The sequence below is a fragment of the Pedobacter sp. W3I1 genome (assembly GCF_030816015.1).
Lineage (GTDB): Bacteria > Bacteroidota > Bacteroidia > Sphingobacteriales > Sphingobacteriaceae > Pedobacter.
This window is the reverse complement of sequence record NZ_JAUSXN010000001.1, coordinates 6,031,726-6,051,858: the sequence shown is the minus strand read 5'-3', so window position 1 is coordinate 6,051,858 and position 20,133 is coordinate 6,031,726. Positions and strand designations below refer to the sequence as shown.

Here is a 20,133-nt window from a genome sequence, read left to right as displayed (position 1 = left end):
GAAATGCTGCTTTAGCCACCTAGCCCCGGTTGAAGCGTTACCCTGCAGCAACGAGGTGTGAGGCAGCGAAGCGTATTAGCGTAAAACGGGAAGGAACCTGGTGTTTTGTACAGGCATTGCGCTCCAAATAATGAATATATTTTTTTTTGGAAATGAAAGGTTTGTGTTTAATAGGAGTGGGTTAGCCCTGCTGTACCTCCTGCCAATTGAAGGAATTGGCATCCGTCCCATCAGGTTTATGAACAAAGGTTTGCACCTACGGCCTATAAATGAAATAATGCTTTGGCCACCTAGCCCCGGTTGAAGCGTAAAAAGCGAAGAAACCTGGTGTTTTTGTAGCGCCTTGCGCTTCAAATGGGAATAATAAATTGATATACCCGGTATATAGGTCTTCGACTCCGCTCAGACTGACAATGGCTCCTTTAAAAAAGATGTCATCCTGAGCGTAGTCGAAGGACAATCTTTTTTAATTATCTTCAAGCCGAAATTAACTTAAATGGATTTACCCAGCTATACCAAACAGCAACTCGCCTTACGCAACGGACAAGACAAACCTCAAATATGGGTGGCTTACAAAGGTTTGATCTACGATATGACCGATAGCAGGCTGTGGCGGAACGGGAAACATTACGAGCACTGGGCCGGGCAGGATTTAACAGACGAACTACCCGATGCACCCCACACTGAAGCTGTTTTTGAAAAATTTATACCGATAGCCATATTGACTACACCTAATTAATTTTGGTAAGCGTTTTATGGTCATTAATTAATTGAGGGCTAAACAACCCGCAGCGGCTTGGTTTGATACAATCATTAGTTTGCCTTTTTCAGTTTGATGAAGGTTTACACGCTGCAATTGATATTGAGAGATGTCATGTTGAGCCTGTCGAAACAACTTGTGTGGAGTCCTTCGACAGGCTCAGGATGACAATTGAATATTAAACTTCTATCGTAAAAGCACTTAAGCTTACAAATTCTTGAATTCTGGCTGCAATTTCTTCATCGGTTAAGTTTAATAACCTTTCTGTTCCAAACTTCTCTACACAGAAAGAAGCCAGTGCAGAGCCATAAATGATTGCGTTTTTCATGTTGTTGAAGTTGATTGTACCCACTTTAGCCAAATAACCGATAAATCCTCCTGCGAAAGTATCGCCAGCACCCGTTGGATCAAATACTTCTGCCAAAGGCAAGGCCGGAGCGGAGAAAATCTGATCTTCGTGGAATAACAATGCACCATGTTCACCTTTTTTAATGATCAAATATTTTGGACCCATCGCCAAAATTTTCTTTGCTGCTTTCACCAACGAGTATTCACCCGATAACTGACGTGCTTCGGCATCATTAATTGTTAATACATCTACCATTTTAATGGTTTCCAATAAGTCATCCATCATAATATCCATCCAAAAGTTCATGGTGTCCATTACGATTAATTTCGGGCGGTTTTTAAGACGTTTAATTACGGTTTGCTGCACCTGTGGGGTGAGGTTGCCTAACATCAGGTATTCGCAGTCTTGATAGTGCTCTGGGATAATCGGGTCGAAATTTTCCAATACATTCAATTCCGTAATTAAAGTATCACGGCTATTCATGTCGTTATGGTATTTACCTGACCAGAAAAATGATTTTTCACCTGCTTTAATCTGTAATCCTTCGGTATCAATACCGTGTGCGGTGAAGATGTCGATGTCTGATTGATGAAAATCATCGCCCACTACTGCTACAATTTTTGCTTTATTATAAAAGTAAGAAGCCGCTAAACTTGCGTAAGTTGCTGCTCCACCTACAATTTTATCCGTTTTTCCGAAAGGAGTTTCAATAGCATCAAAAGCTACAGTACCTATGATTATCAGGCTCATATCTATGTGTTAATTTTTTTTTAAAATTTTTCACTGCAAATATTGCATAAATAATTTAAAAGCCCTAATATTGCATTCCCAAAACGAACAAGGCGATGTGTACTGCAAAGTACAAAGAACCTCGTTTTAGGAAACGACCAGTACTCCTTCTTAGCTCAGCTGGTTAGAGCATCTGACTGTTAATCAGAGGGTCGCTGGTTCGAGCCCAGCAGAGGGAGCTTCAAAACCCACAACGAAAGTTGTGGGTTTTTTGCGTTTATAGGCTGGGTGAGAAGTTTATCCTGAGCGTAGGCGAAGGGAGCCCAGCAGAGGGAGCAGAACCCGCAGCGAAAGTTGTGGGTTTTTTTGCGTTTAGGGCTGGGCGAGAAGTTTATCCTGAGCGCAGTCGAAGGGAGCCCAGCAGAGGGAGCTTTAAAAACCACTACGAAAGTTGTGGTTTTTTTGCGTTTAGGGCTGGGTGAGAAGTCTATTCGATTTATGACAAGGCGGATGCCTTTCAAGATATTGTGAAGGATGTTTCTGTTTTAGCTGATTCTATAAGCTTGAATCAAATCAAGCTTATATCTTGTTGTTAAGGTAAGTAATTGGTTTTTTGAAGAATATAGCGTCTTAAGACGGGCTATGATTTTTTCCGCCCTCAGCATGCGATTGGCAAATAATCTCTATCTTCGAGTATCAATAAGTATGCAGAATTATTATAAAATACATGCTGATGGGCTTCACCACTTCAAAAACGAAGCACGAAAAGCCTTTGCGGTTATCTGCAATAGTTTCGGTTTACAGGAAGAAAAGCTTATTCTAACAGATGCAGATAATTTATTTCAGGTAACATTTTCCAATAGTAAAATCCGGATTGTGGTAAAAGGAATTAACTGGGGCATGAATACAGACATTAATTTTGGGGTTAATGCCAGGGATGGTAATTTATATAGCATTTTGCAACTGATGAAAGAACGAAAACCTGAAATACCTGTTGACGGTAATCAGATTGATCAGCTTTTTGGATATGCTCATTACCTGTTAACCCATGCTGCAGATATTCTAAAAGGCGAAACCACATTCTTTAATCAGCAAGAAGCATTGATTAAGCAAGAAAAAGAAAATGCCCTTAGAGCTAAACAAGCCGAGTCGGACAAAAAACTTTCTGAAGGTTATTTGAAAATTGATGCACCTATAGGAGAACCCATCTGGCGAAAACCACGACCATTGCTGTCAACATATAACAGTATTAAAAATAAATTTCCGCATAGCTTTGAAGTGATATTTAATCCAGGTGATTTGCTAAGTTACTCTGAATATGGTGCAGCTTTCATTACCAATTGGAAAGTAGACCTGCATGACGCGGTTAAAGTGAATGAAATAATTTGTGAGATAAGTACAGACAAAGTTTCGATTGAAATTGTTGCTCCTCATACTGGCCGTCTTATATGGTTATTGGAAGAAGGTACAATCTTCAGATCTTCAACCTGTATTGCTTTACTAGATCTACATATTTATTAAATCCTGATCAAACACATCCCTATGGCAGCATCGCAGCCATCAAATGATCATTCTACATCCGGCATCTCCAGCTTAAAAACCAAACCAGCCTTTCTTTTTTACCAGAAGATCTTCAGGGATTTGCAAACCTGCTGCTCTTGCTGCATCTATATGCTGCTGTACTTTTTGTTCGTCATTAAAGCCCTTTTCATTTCGGTAAATTAAAGCAAGATCTATGTTTGCCTGATGATATCCACGATTTAACGAAAGTTTAAAGTTATCAATTGCCTTGGTTACATTTTTACTGGTTCCTAAACCATTTAAATGGAAAATACCAAGATTATAGAATGAAATGTCGATACCTTCATCAGCACCCAGCTGATAATATTTCAGGGCCTTTTCATAATCACCTTTTAAATCGTACAGGTATCCAAGCCAATTGTTTTCTGGCTCACCAAGCGCTGCAGCAGCCTGATAGTATTGAAGGGCCTTATCAGGATCAAATGGAAGCAGCAGGTTTTCAGAATATAAATCGCCAAGGTTATTATATGCTAACGCCAGTTGTGCATCAGCAGCTTTATTTAACCAGAATAAAGCATTTTCTATATTTACCGGGGTACCTATTCCATGTTTATAACACATTCCCAGCCCATTCATGGCATTTTCATTGCCGGCCATTGCACCTTTTTCGTACCAATAAAAAGCTTTATCATCATCAATAAAACCTTGAATATTATAGTAGATATGTGCAAGGTTATTCATAGAAAGGGCATATCCTTTCTCTGCTGCAAGGGTGTCATAATATATTGATTTTGCGTAGTCCTTATTATTAGAAGCGGCTATTGCCTTTACGCAAAGGTCGTAGGCTGTGCTAAGTTCATCTGTTACCTGTTCGCTGATTGTGCTAAGCCCCTTTCCATAAGCTAACAGCCTCTTTCTGATTTCGTACTCAAAATAATAAGCATAATCTTCTCCTGCATGTTCCAACGCAGCTGATTTATTAGCAGGGGCAATTGCATTTTCACTAACTGTATATACCTTGTCGTCTTTAAATGCATAGGCAAATCCATCCTCATTAGGCTTTTGTACAACCAGGTCAAATTCAAAACTGCTCATGTTATTGTTTGCTGCGTTAACGATGCCCCACATTTGGTTTTTTTGCAGCGCAAAAACGGTTTCATAAAGCCAAAGGATTTGCTCGTAATTGCCAAGGGGAATTAACCACGATGGCCTAATTGGATTGCCATCATAAACGCCCTTTTTGTCTGCCTGGTGGATTAATGCGATATCGCTTATTCCGCCATTAACCCTGGCACGAATATCCAGAATTGCATCATACTCGCAGGGCAACACATAAGATTCGTTTTTCCTGCTGATGGCACCGTGTTTTTTGTCTTTACGAATAACCAGCAGATCGTTGAAATTTGTTTGCCTGTTTACTTTTTCAAATCCGCTATCGAGCAGGGTTCCGTCCTTTTTATATAGCAAACTGGAATTAAGTCCTTTATAAGGTTTAATTAATATCAGCCCATTATCCAGATTTTCTACAGAATCAATTGGAAATTCACCCAGGTAGTTAAAAAACTCATTATAAATTTTTTGGCTTTTTTGTCCATTTGTTTGGGTATAATAAAAACCGTAGCCAGTTTCGACCATGTCCGCATGTTCGAAACCAATTACAACCTGTCCAGAGGCATCAATTACGCCCCAGTAAGATTCTTTTTTTGCATTAAAATAGCTTCCATCCCCAATAGTGTCTAGTTCGTCATAAACAAGGGGCGTAATTTCACGACCTTTTGTATCAATCAATCCTGATTTGGTTTGAAGTGTAACTACTGCAACACCTGAATATTCGAAATCAAAGGCATCTTCCCATATTAATGGAATTGCTATTCTTCCAATAGTGTGTACATATCCATATTTGCCATTTTTTGATACTACTGCCAGGTCCTGTGGGCCGAAGCTGTAAAATTCATCAAACTGGGGACTCAGTAAAACCCGGTCATCTTTATCCTTCAAGCCCCAAAGCTTGTTTTGCTCAAATATTTCATACAGCAATTCTTCTTCGGCAACTGCCCAGATACAAGACCAGCCATAATCATAGCCTTCGTAATTTAACAGTTCGGGAAAAGAGGTAAAACCAGGACTGACATCGTTAAAATCTTTATAATTCAGCAGGCTGATATCTCCTTTATCCATCGCCCTGGTAATTACCTGATTGTTATGGGCAATGTTAGCCAGCCAAATCCTGGCTTGTTCTGCATGAGATGTGTCGTCCATATTTAAAACATCCCAGATGTCTAAATGAAAGTAACTTCCTGTAAGCTTATCCAGGTAGCTGAACAGTTTGTTGCGGGCATCTTTAAACTTTTCTATATCAGTGATCAGGCCAGTCTGATTTTCAAGAAATTTATAAAACCGTTTCAGATTTTCAATTCCGGGTGCAGCATCATAGTATAATCCCGAATCATTAAATTCTACATGATTATTGTAATTGTTGCCTGAAATAAAGCCCCCCCGATATCAATAATGGCTGAAGCATAAGAGGCATTTCGTAACCCCATTCCATCATCATCTTATCTGAGTTTTCTGCAACAGAAGGGGTATTAATATTGTATAAATAGGTACGGTGTGACATTCGGTTTTATCTAAAAGCGGTTTTCAAATCGGATTCAGCAGAGCCAATTTTATGCCATTTATTAACGCAAACTTAATGTCTCATTTTTATAAACGTTAATGATAGCAGATGTCCAGAACCAAGCTTTAAAACAAACGGATAACTACACGGTTATAAAAAAAATGTGCAGTTTCGAAGTTTATGTATCTTTATATGAGATTAAAACCCTGACACTAATGCATACAGCATAAGCGGTAAACAATAATTTTTAAGAAAAGCAGATCAGCACTAAACGGTAAACTTGAATTAAATAAATGGCAGATTTTACTATCGACTACTTACAGGTAAAATTAGAAGAGAAAATTCCCTTAAGTGAGCAAGACATCAAACATATTGGTGAACAAAAAAGAGATTTTTTTAAAGATACTCCGGGGATTTTGCTTGCTTGTACACTTTTGATTATGGCTGTTGCTTATTATTTTTTACATGGCGAATGGACCAATTTACGGTACTACCATTATATTGTATTTGTTTTAGCCGGATTAGCATTGTTTAGTTTGTTATATTTAACTATCTGGCTGGTATTTCGAAATTTTAGAAATAATTGGGAAAGGGATATTAAAAATGGGAAAAACAAACTATCAAGTGTAATTATTAGCTATCACAAAACGGAACATGGAGAATACATTGTCACTTTTGCCGGACGGCATAAAGGAGAGAAAATTAGAATGCCGGTTAAAAAAACAGATTATTATAACTATCAAATAGGAACGAAAGTTCTTGTTACTTACTTAAAGTATAGTAAAGAAGTACTTGAGCTCACGGCAATCTGACACGACCAATCGGTTAACGCAGCATCTATCCAATCATAATACAAAAATATTAAGATTTTATTCAATCATATCATAAAAGGCTTTATTTAATAAAAAAGGTATCCATATTTAGCAAGAGAACAATACCTGGCTTACGCTGGCAAGTATTTATTAACTGCTAATAATCTAGAGCGCATACGTTATTAATGCTTTACCATCCGACCTGCCCTACTGAGCGTATCTGCTGATCAAGTCATCAATCAATTGCTCCCCTTTAAGCAGGCTATTAGGAGCTAACCCTCTTCTTTAACATGCGGCTATAGCAATTTCTAAAGAATATGCATAAACATTGATTGTAATTATGCAAGATGCATTAATGAGGCAGCTATTGCTCAAGCACGACAAAAACGCTCATTTTAAAAAAAAAAATAGAATTTGATGTGCCATCCTGCAGTTTTTTTTAAAAAAACGTTGAAAAAATTTGCGTAGTTAAATGACTACATGTATATTTGTAGTCAAATAGCTACATATGAATTTAAGAAGAGATGTATTTCAGGCCATTGCCGACCCTACCCGCAGGGCTATATTGTTGTTGGTGGCTTCGCAGTCTATGACAGCTGGTGCAATAGCCGCCAATTTCGACACGGCAAGGCCCACTGTTTCAAAACACCTGCAAATTCTTACCGAGTGCGAATTGTTAGCGCAAAAACAAAACGGTAGGGAAATTCACTACCACACTAACGCAAAAAAAATGAAAGAAATTGCCGATTTTATTGAGCCGTTCCGCAAAATGTGGGACGACAGATTTAATAAACTGGAAGATATTATGAAAAACTATAAACCAAGCAAATAGCATCACATGGAGCAGAAAACAAAAATTGATGCCGAAAATGGCAAACAGGAAATGATCATTACCAGAGAATTTGATTTACCTGTAGAATTGCTTTTTAAGGCTTATGTTGAACCTGAAATTATAGCACAATGGATGGGGACAAAAGTGCTGAAACTTGAAAATAAAAAGTACGGCAGTTACCAGTTCGAAACTGCTGATGCTAAAGGAAACGTCGCATTTGTAGCCACCGGTGTTATACATGAGTTTGTACTTGAGGAAAAAATTACGCGCACATTCGAAATGGAGCATACCCCTTTTGGGGTTCAGCTGGAGTTTTTAACCTTCGAAAAACTGACCGATGATAAGAGTAAACTCACCATGCATGTGGTTTACAGGTCTGTAGCGGTAAGGGATCAAATACTCGCCTTACCTTTTGCTCAGGGTATTAACATGGCACATAACCGTTTAGAAGACATTGTAAAACAAATAAAATAATACATCATGACAAAGAGAAATAAAATTATCTATTGGATTGCCACCGTTTGGCTTTCGCTAGGCATGTTATCAACTGGAATAGTACAATTGATAAAAATGAAAGAAGAAGTAGCGTTGTTTACCCAATTGGGCTATCCGCTCTATTTTCTGACGATATTAGGGATTTGGAAAATTTTGGGTGTTATTGCAGTGTTAATCCCTAAATTTACATTATTGAAAGAATGGGCTTATGCAGGCTTTTTCTTTGCCATGTCTGGCGCTGTTTTCTCGCACATTGCTATTGGCGATACCAGCATTTCGGCATATTTCGGGCCAATGTTACTACTTGTGTTAACTATACTATCATGGTATTTCAGGCCTGCAGATAGAAAGGTTAATTTCGCTTAAATTAATGATCAAAAGTTGAATGTTAAAATGAACCGGCACAAAAACACAACTGAACCAGATAATACGGCTGTAAGGACTGCTTTATGGAGAGCGCTACATGTGCAGGTAGATGCAAAGCCACATATTCTCGAAGATGAAATCGGGCTGAAATTGATTGCACCTCCTGACTATTGGATGGAACGCCCGGATATGAAATATACTAGGCGTCTTCGGGCTTCGATTGTTGCACGTAGCCGTTTTATCGAAGATTTAATTATAGCAGAAAGCAAGAAAGGAATTGATCAATATGTTACTCTGGGAGCGGGGCTTGATACTTTTGTGCAACGCAGACCGGATTTTGCTTCCAAACTGCAGATTTATGAAATTGATCAGCCTGGTACATTAACATGGAAACAAAAGCGCTTAGCTGATATTGGTTTGGCTAAACCCAATAATTTACATTTTGTGTCAGTAGATTTTGAAATGTCTTCATGGTGGAAAGAATTGTTGAAATCGGGTTTTGATCTTGGTAAACCTGCAGTTGTTGCATGTACAGGCGTAACTTTATACCTGAGCAGAGCAGCAATTATTGATACATTAAGTCAGATTGCGAAACTTGCATCCGGCTCAACCCTGGCCATGGCATTTTACCTGCCTATTGAGTTGCTGGATGAAGAAGATAAAGCCATGCAGGAAATAGCAGAGAAGGGTGCTCGTGCTGCCGGAACTCCATTCGAGAGTTTTTTTACACCACAGGAAGTATTAGATTTAGCGCATGCAGCACAGTTTAAAGAAGCAAAAACCATATCAACCAAAGATATGGAGCAACTTTATTTTACAGATAGAGCCGATGGTCTTTTCCCGGCGAGCGGAGAAGTATTTTTATTGGCAACAACATAACCACAAAATTCGACTGATATGCAAACGAATCCAAAAGTTGATTTTTATTTTAACAAAGCTAAAAAGTGGCAGGAAGAACTGCTGCTATTAAGGGCAATCGCACTAGATTGTGGCCTTACCGAAGAATTAAAATGGGGAGTGCCGTGTTATACCTTGGGAAACAGCAACATCGTTTTAATCCATGATTTTAAAGAATACTGTGCATTTTTGTTTTTTAAGGGCGTTTTATTGAATGATAGCGCTGGGATCTTGATTCAACAAACGGAGAATGTACAATCGGCGAGGCAGGCACGCTTTACTAATGCCCTCGAAATAGTAGAACTGAAGCCTATTTTGAAAACTTATATTGATGAAGCCATTGAGGTAGAAAGAGCTGGTTTGAAAGTAGATTTGAAAAAAACTACGGAATATAACATTCCTACTGAGTTTAAGAATAAATTAGACCACATCCCTGCATTGAAAACAGCATTCGAAGCATTAACGCCTGGTCGTCAGAGAGCTTACCTGCTTCATTTTGCTGCGCCTAAGCAAGCTAAAACCCGTGAGGCAAGGGTTGAGAAATTTATGCCGCAGATTATGAATGGCAAAGGGCTGAATGATTAGGAATTCTCCCGTTCGCCGGCCTTGCGGAGCTGGATGTTACCATTAGACGCTGGCATAATTATCCATCGATTTGTCATCCTGAGGGTTAATTTATTGTATAAAAATCAATATAAATGACGTATTAATTAATTATTCTTTACCCTACAGCACATGCTTTCCTCGGCTCACCGCCGCCGATGGGCTCTTTCTTTTTGGTGTCAAAAAGAAACAAAAAACACCGGCTGAAAATTTTTCTTTCGAAGTTAGTAGGTTGGCTGGGTCTGTGAAGCCCGAAAAATTTGTTAGGCCGGATTTAAGTAGAACGGGGATACGGTGCTACGGCCTTGTTGGGCGGAAATACGCGTCCGATATAAATAACGCATATTTAAGATAATTACAAATGTAGAGGTTAGAATTTTTCAAATACAATGGAGGGTCGATGACAGATTTGTAACTGATATATATAAAACACTTATTATCAGTCAAATAAAACATCTATCATTAATAGCGGAGTCGAAGGATTTTAGCGTAGCGTACAGGCGTTGTGCCTCATGTAGTAACTAGTTTTTAATATTAGGAAATGAGCGGCTTGTGGTTCTTGGAGTTATCAGTCCCGCCATTCGCTTTATCCAGATGAAAAATCTGGATGTCCGCTATTGTCGGGTTTAAGAACAAGGGCTTGTGCAGCTTGCAACCCCAAAATGAAATATTGCTTTGGCTATTTAACCCCGGTTGAAGTGTTACCCTGCAGCAACGAGGTACGAGGCAGCTAAGCGTAAAAGCGGAAAACGAGAAGAAACTTATTGTTTTGCAAGGTGTTGCGCTTCAAATAGAAATTGGGTGTTTTTGAAAATAGGAAATAAAGAATCGTGGTCCTTAAAGAGATGTTCGCATGAGCGGAGTCGAAGGATTTTACAGTGTAGCGTACAGGCGTTGCGCTCCAGGTGGTAACGAGTTTTTTAATATTAGGAAATGAGTGGTTTGTAGTTCTTGGCGGCTTGTAGTCCCGCCATTCGCTTTATCCAGATGAAAAATCTGGATGCCCGCTATTGTCGGGTTTAGGAACAAGGGTTTGTGCAGTTTGCAACCTCCAAAATGAAATACTGTTTTGGTCACTTAGCCCCGGTTGAAGTGTTACCCTGCAGCAACGAGGTACGAGGAAGCGAAGCGTAAAAGCGGAAAACGGGAAGAAACTTAGTGTTTTGCTCTGGTATTGCGCTTCAAATAGAAATTGGGTGTTTTTAAAAATAGGAAATAAAGAATCGTGGTCCTTAAAGAGATGTTCGCATGAGCAGAGTCGAAGGATTTTACAGCGTAGCGTATAGGCGTTGCGCTCTATATGGCAACTAGTTTTTTAAAATTAGGAAATGTGCGGTTTGTAGTTCTTGGCGGCTTGTAGTCCCGCCATTCGCTTTATCCAGATAAAAATCTGGATGCCCGCTATTGTCGGGTTTAGGAACCAAAGTTTGCACCCTGCAGCCCCAAATATGAAATGCTGTTTTGGCCACTTAGCCCCGGTTGAAGTGTTACCCTGCAGCAACGAGGTACGAGGAAGCGAAGCGTAAAAGCGGAAAACGGGAAGAAACTTAGTGTTTTGCTCTGGTATTGCGCTTCAAATAGAAATTGGGTGTTTTTGAAAATAGGAAATAAAGAATCATGGTTCTTAAAAGGAGATGTCCTCCTGAGCGGAGTCGAAGGACAATCTTTTTAGTTATATTGACTTTAAGTTAATTTACCAAACAGTTACGGCTTTGAGGGATGCGCAGCATATTTAACCGAAATATAAAACTTATGAGTAAAATAAATAACAATAAAAAAGAGTTATCGCCCGAGCAGGCCAAAGAACTACTCCATACTTTAAGAATCCGTTTCGAAAAAAACATGAACCGGCACAAAGGTCTTGAATGGACTAAAATACAGGCAAAGTTAGAAGCGAATGCCGAAAAGCTCTGGGTGCTCGATGAAATGGAAGTAACTGGTGGCGAACCCGATGTTGCTGATTATGATCAAAAAACAGGTGAATACATTTTTTACGATTGTTCGGCAGAAAGCCCTAAGGGCCGTAGAAGTATTTGTTATGATTTGGAAGGACTGGAATCAAGAAAGGAGCATCAGCCAGAAAATAATGCCATTGATATGGCTGCTACAATGGGGATAGCGCTTTTAACAGAAGAACAATATCGCTTTTTGCAGCAACTCGGAAAGTTCGATACCAAAACATCCAGCTGGATTGCTACTCCTCCGGCAATCAGAAAGTTAGGCGGTGCCCTTTTTGGCGATCGCCGTTACGATCATGTGTTCGTGTATCACAATGGTGCACAATCGTATTATGCTGCAAGAGCATTTCGTGGGTTGTTAAGCGTATAACTGAATTACAATAATTTTTGATAACAAAAGAAACGAAGTCCTGGGCGTTTAGCCAGGCTAATTTCACCGCTAAACAGATAACCAAGCTTCGGGAAAAGTGCCTGGGTGGCCATGTTTTCGCTATTGGTATCAACTCTTAAAATAGAAGTGTCCGAAGCTTTTGCTACCGCTTCCGCCTGGTTCATTAAAGCCTTGGCAATACCCATACCATGGCAGTCCGGGTCTACTGCCAAACGATGTGTAACAATGGCTTTTTCGTTAATATTCCAACCCGCATCTGCATACTCGGGATCTTGATCTGTAGTAATTGCAGAAACACCAACAAGCTTATCTTCCAATTCAGCTACCCATAACTGACCTTTGGTTATATCGTTGGCAAATACCTCGGGGTTTGGATAATCATCTCCCCACTGGAAATTTCCTGCAGCCCGCATTAATGGTACAACCTTGCTTACCAGGTACATTATTTTCGGAATATCTGCTGCTACGGCTAATCTAATTGTCATGACTGTAAAGATAATATATAGGTTCATTAGTTCATTTGTCATTGGTTAGTATAGTGCAGAAACTTGCATAATGGTTAACTGGTTAATTGTCAAATCGGTTAATCGACTCGAAACACCAAGCTCCCAACTCCCAACTACTCTGATGGTTCAATGGTCAATAGCTGATAGTCGAATTGTTCATAGATTCATTTGCTATTGGTTAATCGACTCTAAACGCTCAACGCCAAAAGCATGGCCGGTTAATCGACTTTAGACTTCCGGCTAATGACTTCGGACTAATTTAAACTTCATCAAAACTTCATCTTTCGTTTTCATATTTGAACTTTTATCCTTCATATGTTCCGGCCTGAAATATTGGTTATTAAGGAATTGTTTTCCTATTGTATTGTTCTGATTTTTATATTGTTAACATAGTGTTAAACTTAATTTAGTGTTAATATTGAATTAACATTAAGACTGTTGTTTTGTGCCAAAATAAAACAACAAAAAATGAAATCACGCATACTATTCCTGGTGAGTGCCTTGATACTCCTGGTCGGATTTGCTCAGGCACAGGTTACTACTTCTAGTATTAATGGAAAGATTAAAGATAACAAGGGAGTAATCCCAGGTGCAACCGTCGTTATGTTGCATGTTCCAACAGGCACCGTATCTAAAGGTTTATCAAACGAGAACGGCCTTTACCGTATCGGCAACTTAAACCCAGGCGGACCTTACAAAATCACGATAACCTTTGTTGGTTATAGTCCAGTGGTAAAAGAAAACATTTATCTAACCTTAGGTTCGGATGTAAAACTTGATATCGATCTTCAGGAACAGGGAAACCAATTGGCAGAAGTAAGTGTTAAGGGCCAAAAAGGCGGAACAAAGGCAGGTGCGGGTACCAGCATTGGCGAAGGTCAGATTAAAACCATGCCAACTATGAACCGCAGTTTGCAGGATGTAACCAGGGTTACGCCGCAGGGTAGCAAGGATAACACTTTTGGCGGAACCAATTTTAGATACAACAACGTAACCATTGATGGTGCAATTAATAATGATGCCATTGGTTTTAGTCCCTCATTAGGTGGTCAGAGTGGAAGTTCCGGTATGCCTGGCAGCAGTACACGTACCAACCCCGTTTCGCTAGATGCCATTCAGGATGTTACCGTTTTACTTTCCCCATACGATGTTAAAGTGGGTAACTTTTTAGGCGGTAGCATTAATGCGGTTACGCGCGGTGGTACCAATGAGGTAGTAGGTTCGGTTTACGGTTATGGTCGTAACGCATCATTAATCGGTAGAAATAAAATCGGCGATAACAGCAACGAGCCTTCCGCTTTTCACGATTACCAGACTGGTTTCCGTGTAGGTTTCCCGATTATAAAAGATAAATTGTTCTTCTTTACCAACGAAGAGATTACCCGACGTCAGGATCCGGTAATTTTAGGTGCAGGATCGTCTGACATGAAATTACTTACCTTAACTGAGGCACAGCAGATTTCAGACCGTATGAAAAATGCTTATGGGATAGATGCCGGTTCGTTCGGAGATTATAATATTTATTCGCAATCGAATAAGTTTTTTAACCGTTTAGATTGGAATATCAGCGAAAGCACCCAATTAACCATCAGAAATAACACCATTATTTCAAAAGCCACAAACTTGGAAAGAGATCAGTCTAACTTCAGGTTTGGGGGGATCGATTTCAGACAGAACAATAATCAGACATCAACAGTTGCCGATCTGAAAACACGTTTTGGGAATTCGGCGACCAACAACCTGATAGTTGGTTACTCTACTGTTCACGATTTCCGCAATCCGCTTTCTAATCCGGCATTGCCGCAGATCGAAATTGCTTCGAACGGGGGAACATTGTTTTTGGGTACCGACCGCGAGGCCAGTATTTTTAACATGAAACAGAATACTTTCGAGTTTACCGATAACTATACCTTCAGCAAAGGCAACCATACTTTTACCTTTGGTACGCACAATGAGTTTTACAACATCAATTATGGTTTCGTTAACTCATGGAACGGCCGTGTGGCCTATAGCAGTATTGCCGATTTCCTGGCCAACAAGCCAAACAGGGTGCGTACAAGTTATAACTACGATGATAATAGCCGTGATAATATTATTGCTAATCCAACAGCAGAGTTTAATGTAAACATGTACAGCGTTTATGGTCAGGATGAAATCCGCATCGGCGACCGTTTAAAATTAACACCAGGTTTACGTTTCGACATGACAAATCTACCTGATATGCCATCGTTAAGTACAAAAACAACCAATTCTCCGGTTGATGCAAATTACGGCACAACCTATACATATACTCAGCCTTCATCAATTACCGGGAAATTCCTGAATAAAATTCAGATTTCTCCACGTGTTGGCTTTAATTTCGATGTATTGGGCAACCAAAGTTTGATTGTTCGTGGTGGTACAGGTTTGTTTACCAGTCGTGTTCCTTTTGCCTGGATTGGTTATGCTTATTACAACAATGGTGTAAATTATGGTGCTTTCGATAAATCGTATGTGTATGCAAATGCAGACCCTACAAAAATAGTAACGCCTGCTGCTGGCTCAGATCCGATTAAAGATGCTTTAACCGGTAATGGCGAAGCGGGTTATGTAACCAAACAAGGTGTTAATGTTAAAGATGCTAAAGGTGCAACGCAGGTAGATTTAGTTGATAATAACTTTAAAATGCCAAAAGCATGGAGGAGTAATTTAGCCTTGGACTATAAAACAGACGATCAGTGGAAATTTACTATTGAAGGAATTTTTAGCCAGGTGATTAAAGATGTGCAGTTTCAGCAGATTAACTATGTTGATAACCCTACGTACATGGCTTATGATACCCAAAAACAACAGCCAATTTATTCAGGTACCAAAATCAATCCATTGTATACCAATGCTTACCTATTATCGAACACTGATAAAGGCTATAAATATAGCTTAACCGCTCAGGTGAGTAAATCGCTTCCTGTAGGTTTAGATATGATGGTGGCTTATACCTACGGAAGATCGAAAGATATTGCCAATGGTATCCGTAACTCAATGGAATCTAACTGGCAGTTAAACCAGGCGCTTAGTCCAAATAACCCAGGTTTGGCTTATTCTAACTTCGATATCCGCAACAGGATTATTTCGACCATCAATTACAGATTAGACTGGGCTAAAAATGGCAAATATGTGTCTAACTTCTCGTTATTTTTCAGTGGTCAGTCGGGCTCGCCCTATTCATTGGGTTTAGTTAATACCCGAATTAACGGAACCGGCCAAACCGTAAGTTTAATGTATATTCCGGCTGCAGGCGAAACCACTAAGTTTTTTGCCAATACACCTGATGGTATTGCGCAGGCTGCCGCATTTGATAACTACATTAACGGTGATAAATACTTAAGTACCCGTCGTGGCGATTTTACAGAGCGTAACGGTGCACGTACACCATGGAATGTTCAGGCCGATTTCCGATTCGCTCAGGATATTCAAGTAGCAAAAGGAAAACATCCACATGTACTTACTTTAACCTACGATATTATTAACCTGACTAATTTGGTAAATAAAGATTGGGGGATTCAGTATTTTTCTCCTAATACCTATAACTCAATGGCTAGTGTAGGCATTAAGGTGGCAACTGCAGGCACACCAACAGCATATCCGGTGTATACATTCGCACAAAAAGATGTGACCTCTTATTCAAAAGATTTCTTTGCCTCACGTTACCAGATGCAATTGGGATTAAGATATAGTTTCTAATCTTTTTTAATACATAAATGAAGCGGTCTGGCCAAAATAAGGTCAGGCCGTTTTTTGTTTTTTCTGTGGTCAGTCTTCACCCTGAACCGAGCTTACCGAAGGCAATTTAATTCAGGGTCTGTCTATAAGAAAGATGCTGACCACGAAGTAGCTACAAGACAATTGAAAATACTATTTTACTTGTAAAATAAATTCAGAATGACGTATATCCTCCATGAGTTGCATGTGTGGTAAGCGCATGACTAAATAGAAACAAGAGTTTTTGTTAACTGAAAGTTGGCATTAGGCTAACATGCACATCTTATCATTGCATCTATAAACCTAAAAATATTTATAGATAAATGAAACATCTCTACAAGATGAAGATGTGCATGGTAGCTTTGCTGCTATTGTGCCTCACGCCATATTTTACATGGGCGCAAACAAAGATTGCTGGTTTGGTTAAAGACGATGCGCAACAGCCAATTCCCGGTGTTAGTGTGCTGGTAAAAGGGACCAAAAAAGCTACCTCTACCGATTTATCGGGTCGCTTTACCCTCGATGCCAAAACAGGTGAAACACTTATTTTTAGTTCTATCGGATTTCTTCCGCAAGAGGTTCAGGTTACAGGTGCAAACCTGACCATAACTTTAAAAACAGATTCGAAAAACCTAAACGAGGTGGTGGTTACCGCTCTCGGTATCCGTAAAGAGAAAAGAAATCTGGGTTATGCCATTCAGGAAGTAAAAGGTGCCGACCTGGTAAAGGCCAGAGAAGCTAATCCGGTAAATGGATTGGTGGGTAAGGTTGCCGGCTTAACTGTTGGTGTATCTTCAGAGCTTTTGGGCCGTTCGTCGCTTTACCTTCGCGGTAACGATGTTAATTTAGTGGTGGTAGATGGGGTGCCCATTAATTCGGATACCTGGAACATCAATCCAGATGATATTGATACTTATACCGTACTTAAAGGCCCGGCTGCTGCGGCGCTGTATGGTTATCAGGCTTATAATGGCGCATTGTTAATCACTACTAAAAGAGGTAAACTGAGCGATAAAGTTTTTGCTGTGGAACTCAACTCGAGCACGCAGTTTAACAAGGGATTTATTGCATTACCAAAAAGTCAGGACGAATACGGACCAGGTGAGCACAGTGCCTATGCCTTTGGTGATGGAAAAGGTGGTGGTTTAAATGATGGCGATTATGATATCTGGGGACCAAAATTCGATGGGCAATTAATTCCACAGTACGATAGTCCTATTGTAAACGGTGTGCGTCAGGGTACGCCATGGGTAGCCCGTGGAAAAGATAACTTGAAGCGTTTTATCCAAACTGGATTGCTTTCTGCAAACAACATTGCGCTATCTTCTGCAACTGATAAGTATAATTTAAGGGTTTCTATTTCCAATAATTACCAAAAAGGAATAATACCGAACACACAATTAAATATCAACAATTTTAATGTGAGTGGTTCTTATAACATCAGCCCGAAATTAAGGGCTGAAGCTTATATCAATTACAGCCGTCAGTTTTCTGATAATATTCCAGATGTAAATTATGGTCCGAACAGTATTATTTATAACATGACACTTTGGGGCGGTGCCGATTGGAATATCGACGACATGAAAAATTACTGGCAGCCGGGCAAAGAAGGGATCCAGTCTATCTATGCCGAATACCAACGTTATCACAATCCTTATTTTATGTCGTATGAATGGTTGCGCGGACATCAAAAGAACGATATTAACGGTTATGCTTCATTAAACTATAATGTAATCAAAGGATTGGATGTATTGTTAAAAACACAGATTTCGACCTACGATCAGTTAAGAACCGAGAAAATGCCATTTTCTGCTCATCCTTACGGACGTGAAGAAGGTTTAGGCGATTACAGGGAAGACCGCCGTAGCATGTTCGAAAACAATACACAGTTGATTTTAAAGTACAACAAAAACATTGGCGATTTATTTGAGGTCAGCGCTTTTGGTGGAGGTAATGCCCGTAACTTCAGTTATAACTCGAGCTTTACCACAACCGATTATTTAAACGTTCCGAATGTATATAACTTCTCAAACTCTAAAAACCCGGTAAAAGCCTTCAATTTCAATTCTAAAATGTTGGTGTTAAGTGCTTTTTACTCAATTGATTTAAGCTTTAAAAAGTATCTGAATATCAACACTACTGGCCGTGTAGATAAAAACTCAGCGCTTCCTCCTGGCAACAACTCGGCATTCTATCCTTCGGTTTCGTTAAGCTCTGTAATTTCTGACTATGTAAAAATGCCTGCTTTTATTTCATTTGCAAAACTAAGGGCATCGTACGCAAACGTTAAAGATCCAGGTTTGGGTACGCAGGAATTTATAGGTGCAACGCCATTGCAAAGTTACCCAATTGGTTATGGTGCAGAATATACATCATCATATGGAGGTCCTGGTTATGGTCTTTCTTCACCATATAGCATCAGGCCAACCTATAATAACCAAACAGGTGCTTATTATACCAACAATCTTATCGATCTGAATGCGGTAAAAGCACAGAGCAGAACCAATTACGAAGGAGGTATCGATCTGAAATTCCTTAAAAACAGGTTAGGTTTCGAAGCTACTTATTTCAGGTATATTGATGGGCCGAAAATTATCAGGCAAAATATCTCAGCAGCTACAGGTTATCAAACCAATACCATCAACGGCCGTAAAACGCAAAACAGTGGTGTAGAGTTAAGTTTATCCGGCGCACCAATTCTGACTGATAAATTTGGCTGGGATGTGATGATCAACTGGTCTACCTACAAACAGACATATAAGGAACTTGCCCCAGGCGAAACATCAGTTGATCAGTTCTTTAAAACCGGCGACCGTATCGATAATATCTATGGTTCGGTATTGGCCAAAACGCCAAGCGGACAGGTGATCCATACCTCAAGCGGAACCCCAATTTCATTACTGGTAAACCAGCTGTTAGGCCATGCCGATCCAAACTGGGTGTGGAGTATCGGCAATAAATTCAGGTATGAGAATTTTTCTTTCAGCTTCCAGTTAGATGGTAAAGTGGGCGGCGTAATGCAAGATTACGTTAGGTTAAAATCCTTTCAGGGCGGTCGTCAGATCGAAACCATTCAGGGTAAAATGGGCGAGGCCAGATACCAGGATTACCTGCGTGTAAACGATCCAGCTTACAAAGGTACCTGGGTAGGTGATGGGGTGGTTATTGCCAATGGCGGTAAACTTAATTTCGATCCGGTTACAGGTGTAATTACCAATTACAGCGACCTTTCTTTTACATCAAACACTACTCCTCAATTATTGCAGGATTATCTGGGTGTTTTTTATGGTGCCAAAGAAAACACCATGATGAGCCGTACCTATGCCAAATTACGCGAAGTAACCTTTGGCTACCAGTTGCCCAAAAAGTTATTGGAACGCACATTTATCAAATCGGCCAATATTTCGGTAGTAGGGCGTAACCTGTTGTACTTTATCAATTCTACCTATAACGATGTGGATGTAGATCAGTATTCGGGTAGAGAAGGTACTTCTACGCTGCAAACACCCACTACAAGAAGTGTAGGTTTTAACCTTAATGTTACTTTTTAATCGCCAGA

General features: G+C 39.8%; 15 protein-coding genes and 1 tRNA gene. 12 read left to right on the top strand and 4 right to left on the bottom strand.

Annotated elements, in window-relative coordinates:
• Nucleotides 1-496: 496 nt before the first annotated feature.
• Entirely contained in the window at nucleotides 497-739 is a 243-nt protein-coding gene (locus tag QF042_RS24720) for a cytochrome b5 domain-containing protein (protein ID WP_029280617.1), read from the top strand.
• 199 nt (nucleotides 740-938) lie between these two features.
• Here QF042_RS24720 and QF042_RS24715 read toward each other — a convergent pair whose 3' ends face one another.
• Nucleotides 939-1,859, bottom strand: coding sequence for a PfkB family carbohydrate kinase (locus QF042_RS24715; RefSeq protein ID WP_307532815.1), 921 nt, complete (start codon nucleotides 1,857-1,859; stop codon nucleotides 939-941).
• Nucleotides 1,860-2,003: 144 nt separating this feature from the next.
• Here QF042_RS24715 and QF042_RS24710 point away from each other — a divergent pair.
• A tRNA-Asn gene (locus QF042_RS24710) sits at nucleotides 2,004-2,077 on the top strand.
• Between the two features lie 466 nt (nucleotides 2,078-2,543).
• Entirely contained in the window at nucleotides 2,544-3,359 is an 816-nt protein-coding gene (locus tag QF042_RS24705; protein WP_307532814.1) for a lipoyl domain-containing protein, read from the top strand.
• A gap of 72 nt (nucleotides 3,360-3,431) precedes the next feature.
• Here QF042_RS24705 and QF042_RS24700 read toward each other — a convergent pair whose 3' ends face one another.
• Together QF042_RS24700 and QF042_RS24695 are read right to left on the bottom strand one after the other, a co-directional pair.
• Nucleotides 3,432-5,618: an SEL1-like repeat protein gene (locus tag QF042_RS24700; protein WP_307532813.1), complete on the bottom strand. Its 2,187-nt coding sequence runs from the start codon at nucleotides 5,616-5,618 to the stop codon at nucleotides 3,432-3,434.
• A gap of 205 nt (nucleotides 5,619-5,823) precedes the next feature.
• On the bottom strand, nucleotides 5,824-5,976 hold the full coding sequence (locus QF042_RS24695) for a hypothetical protein (RefSeq protein WP_307532812.1): 153 nt from the start codon (nucleotides 5,974-5,976) through the stop codon (nucleotides 5,824-5,826).
• 293 nt (nucleotides 5,977-6,269) lie between these two features.
• Here QF042_RS24695 and QF042_RS24690 point away from each other — a divergent pair, with 293 nt between their 5' ends.
• From QF042_RS24690 to QF042_RS24660, 7 genes are all read left to right on the top strand, one after another.
• Nucleotides 6,270-6,788 carry a hypothetical protein gene (locus tag QF042_RS24690; protein ID WP_307532811.1) on the top strand — a complete coding sequence of 173 codons (519 nt, stop codon included), beginning with the start codon at nucleotides 6,270-6,272 and terminating at the stop codon, nucleotides 6,786-6,788.
• Nucleotides 6,789-7,296: 508 nt separating this feature from the next.
• Nucleotides 7,297-7,620, top strand: a complete 324-nt coding sequence (locus QF042_RS24685; protein ID WP_116253478.1) for a helix-turn-helix transcriptional regulator — start codon at nucleotides 7,297-7,299, stop codon at nucleotides 7,618-7,620.
• A 6-nt stretch (nucleotides 7,621-7,626) separates the two neighbouring features.
• Complete coding sequence (locus QF042_RS24680) at nucleotides 7,627-8,094, top strand: SRPBCC domain-containing protein (protein WP_307532810.1); 468 nt, start codon at nucleotides 7,627-7,629, stop codon at nucleotides 8,092-8,094.
• 6 nt (nucleotides 8,095-8,100) lie between these two features.
• Nucleotides 8,101-8,481: a DoxX family protein gene (locus QF042_RS24675; RefSeq protein ID WP_307532809.1), complete on the top strand. Its 381-nt coding sequence runs from the start codon at nucleotides 8,101-8,103 to the stop codon at nucleotides 8,479-8,481.
• 27 nt (nucleotides 8,482-8,508) lie between these two features.
• Nucleotides 8,509-9,360: a class I SAM-dependent methyltransferase gene (locus QF042_RS24670; RefSeq protein ID WP_307532808.1), complete on the top strand. Its 852-nt coding sequence runs from the start codon at nucleotides 8,509-8,511 to the stop codon at nucleotides 9,358-9,360.
• 18 nt (nucleotides 9,361-9,378) lie between these two features.
• Nucleotides 9,379-9,963 carry a YdeI family protein gene (locus QF042_RS24665; RefSeq protein ID WP_307532807.1) on the top strand — a complete coding sequence of 195 codons (585 nt, stop codon included), beginning with the start codon at nucleotides 9,379-9,381 and terminating at the stop codon, nucleotides 9,961-9,963.
• Nucleotides 9,964-11,733: 1,770 nt separating this feature from the next.
• A complete protein-coding gene (locus QF042_RS24660; RefSeq protein ID WP_307532806.1) occupies nucleotides 11,734-12,309 on the top strand; it encodes a DUF4256 domain-containing protein in 576 nt (191 codons plus the stop codon).
• 5 nt (nucleotides 12,310-12,314) lie between these two features.
• Here QF042_RS24660 and QF042_RS24655 read toward each other — a convergent pair whose 3' ends face one another.
• Nucleotides 12,315-12,815 (bottom strand): GNAT family N-acetyltransferase, encoded by a 501-nt coding sequence (locus tag QF042_RS24655; RefSeq protein WP_307532805.1) that lies wholly within the window; start codon nucleotides 12,813-12,815, stop codon nucleotides 12,315-12,317.
• Between the two features lie 489 nt (nucleotides 12,816-13,304).
• Here QF042_RS24655 and QF042_RS24650 point away from each other — a divergent pair, with 489 nt between their 5' ends.
• On the top strand, nucleotides 13,305-16,556 hold the full coding sequence (locus QF042_RS24650) for a carboxypeptidase regulatory-like domain-containing protein (RefSeq protein ID WP_307532804.1): 3,252 nt from the start codon (nucleotides 13,305-13,307) through the stop codon (nucleotides 16,554-16,556).
• A gap of 341 nt (nucleotides 16,557-16,897) precedes the next feature.
• Entirely contained in the window at nucleotides 16,898-20,125 is a 3,228-nt protein-coding gene (locus QF042_RS24645) for a SusC/RagA family TonB-linked outer membrane protein (protein WP_307532803.1), read from the top strand.
• Nucleotides 20,126-20,133: the final 8 nt, after the last annotated feature.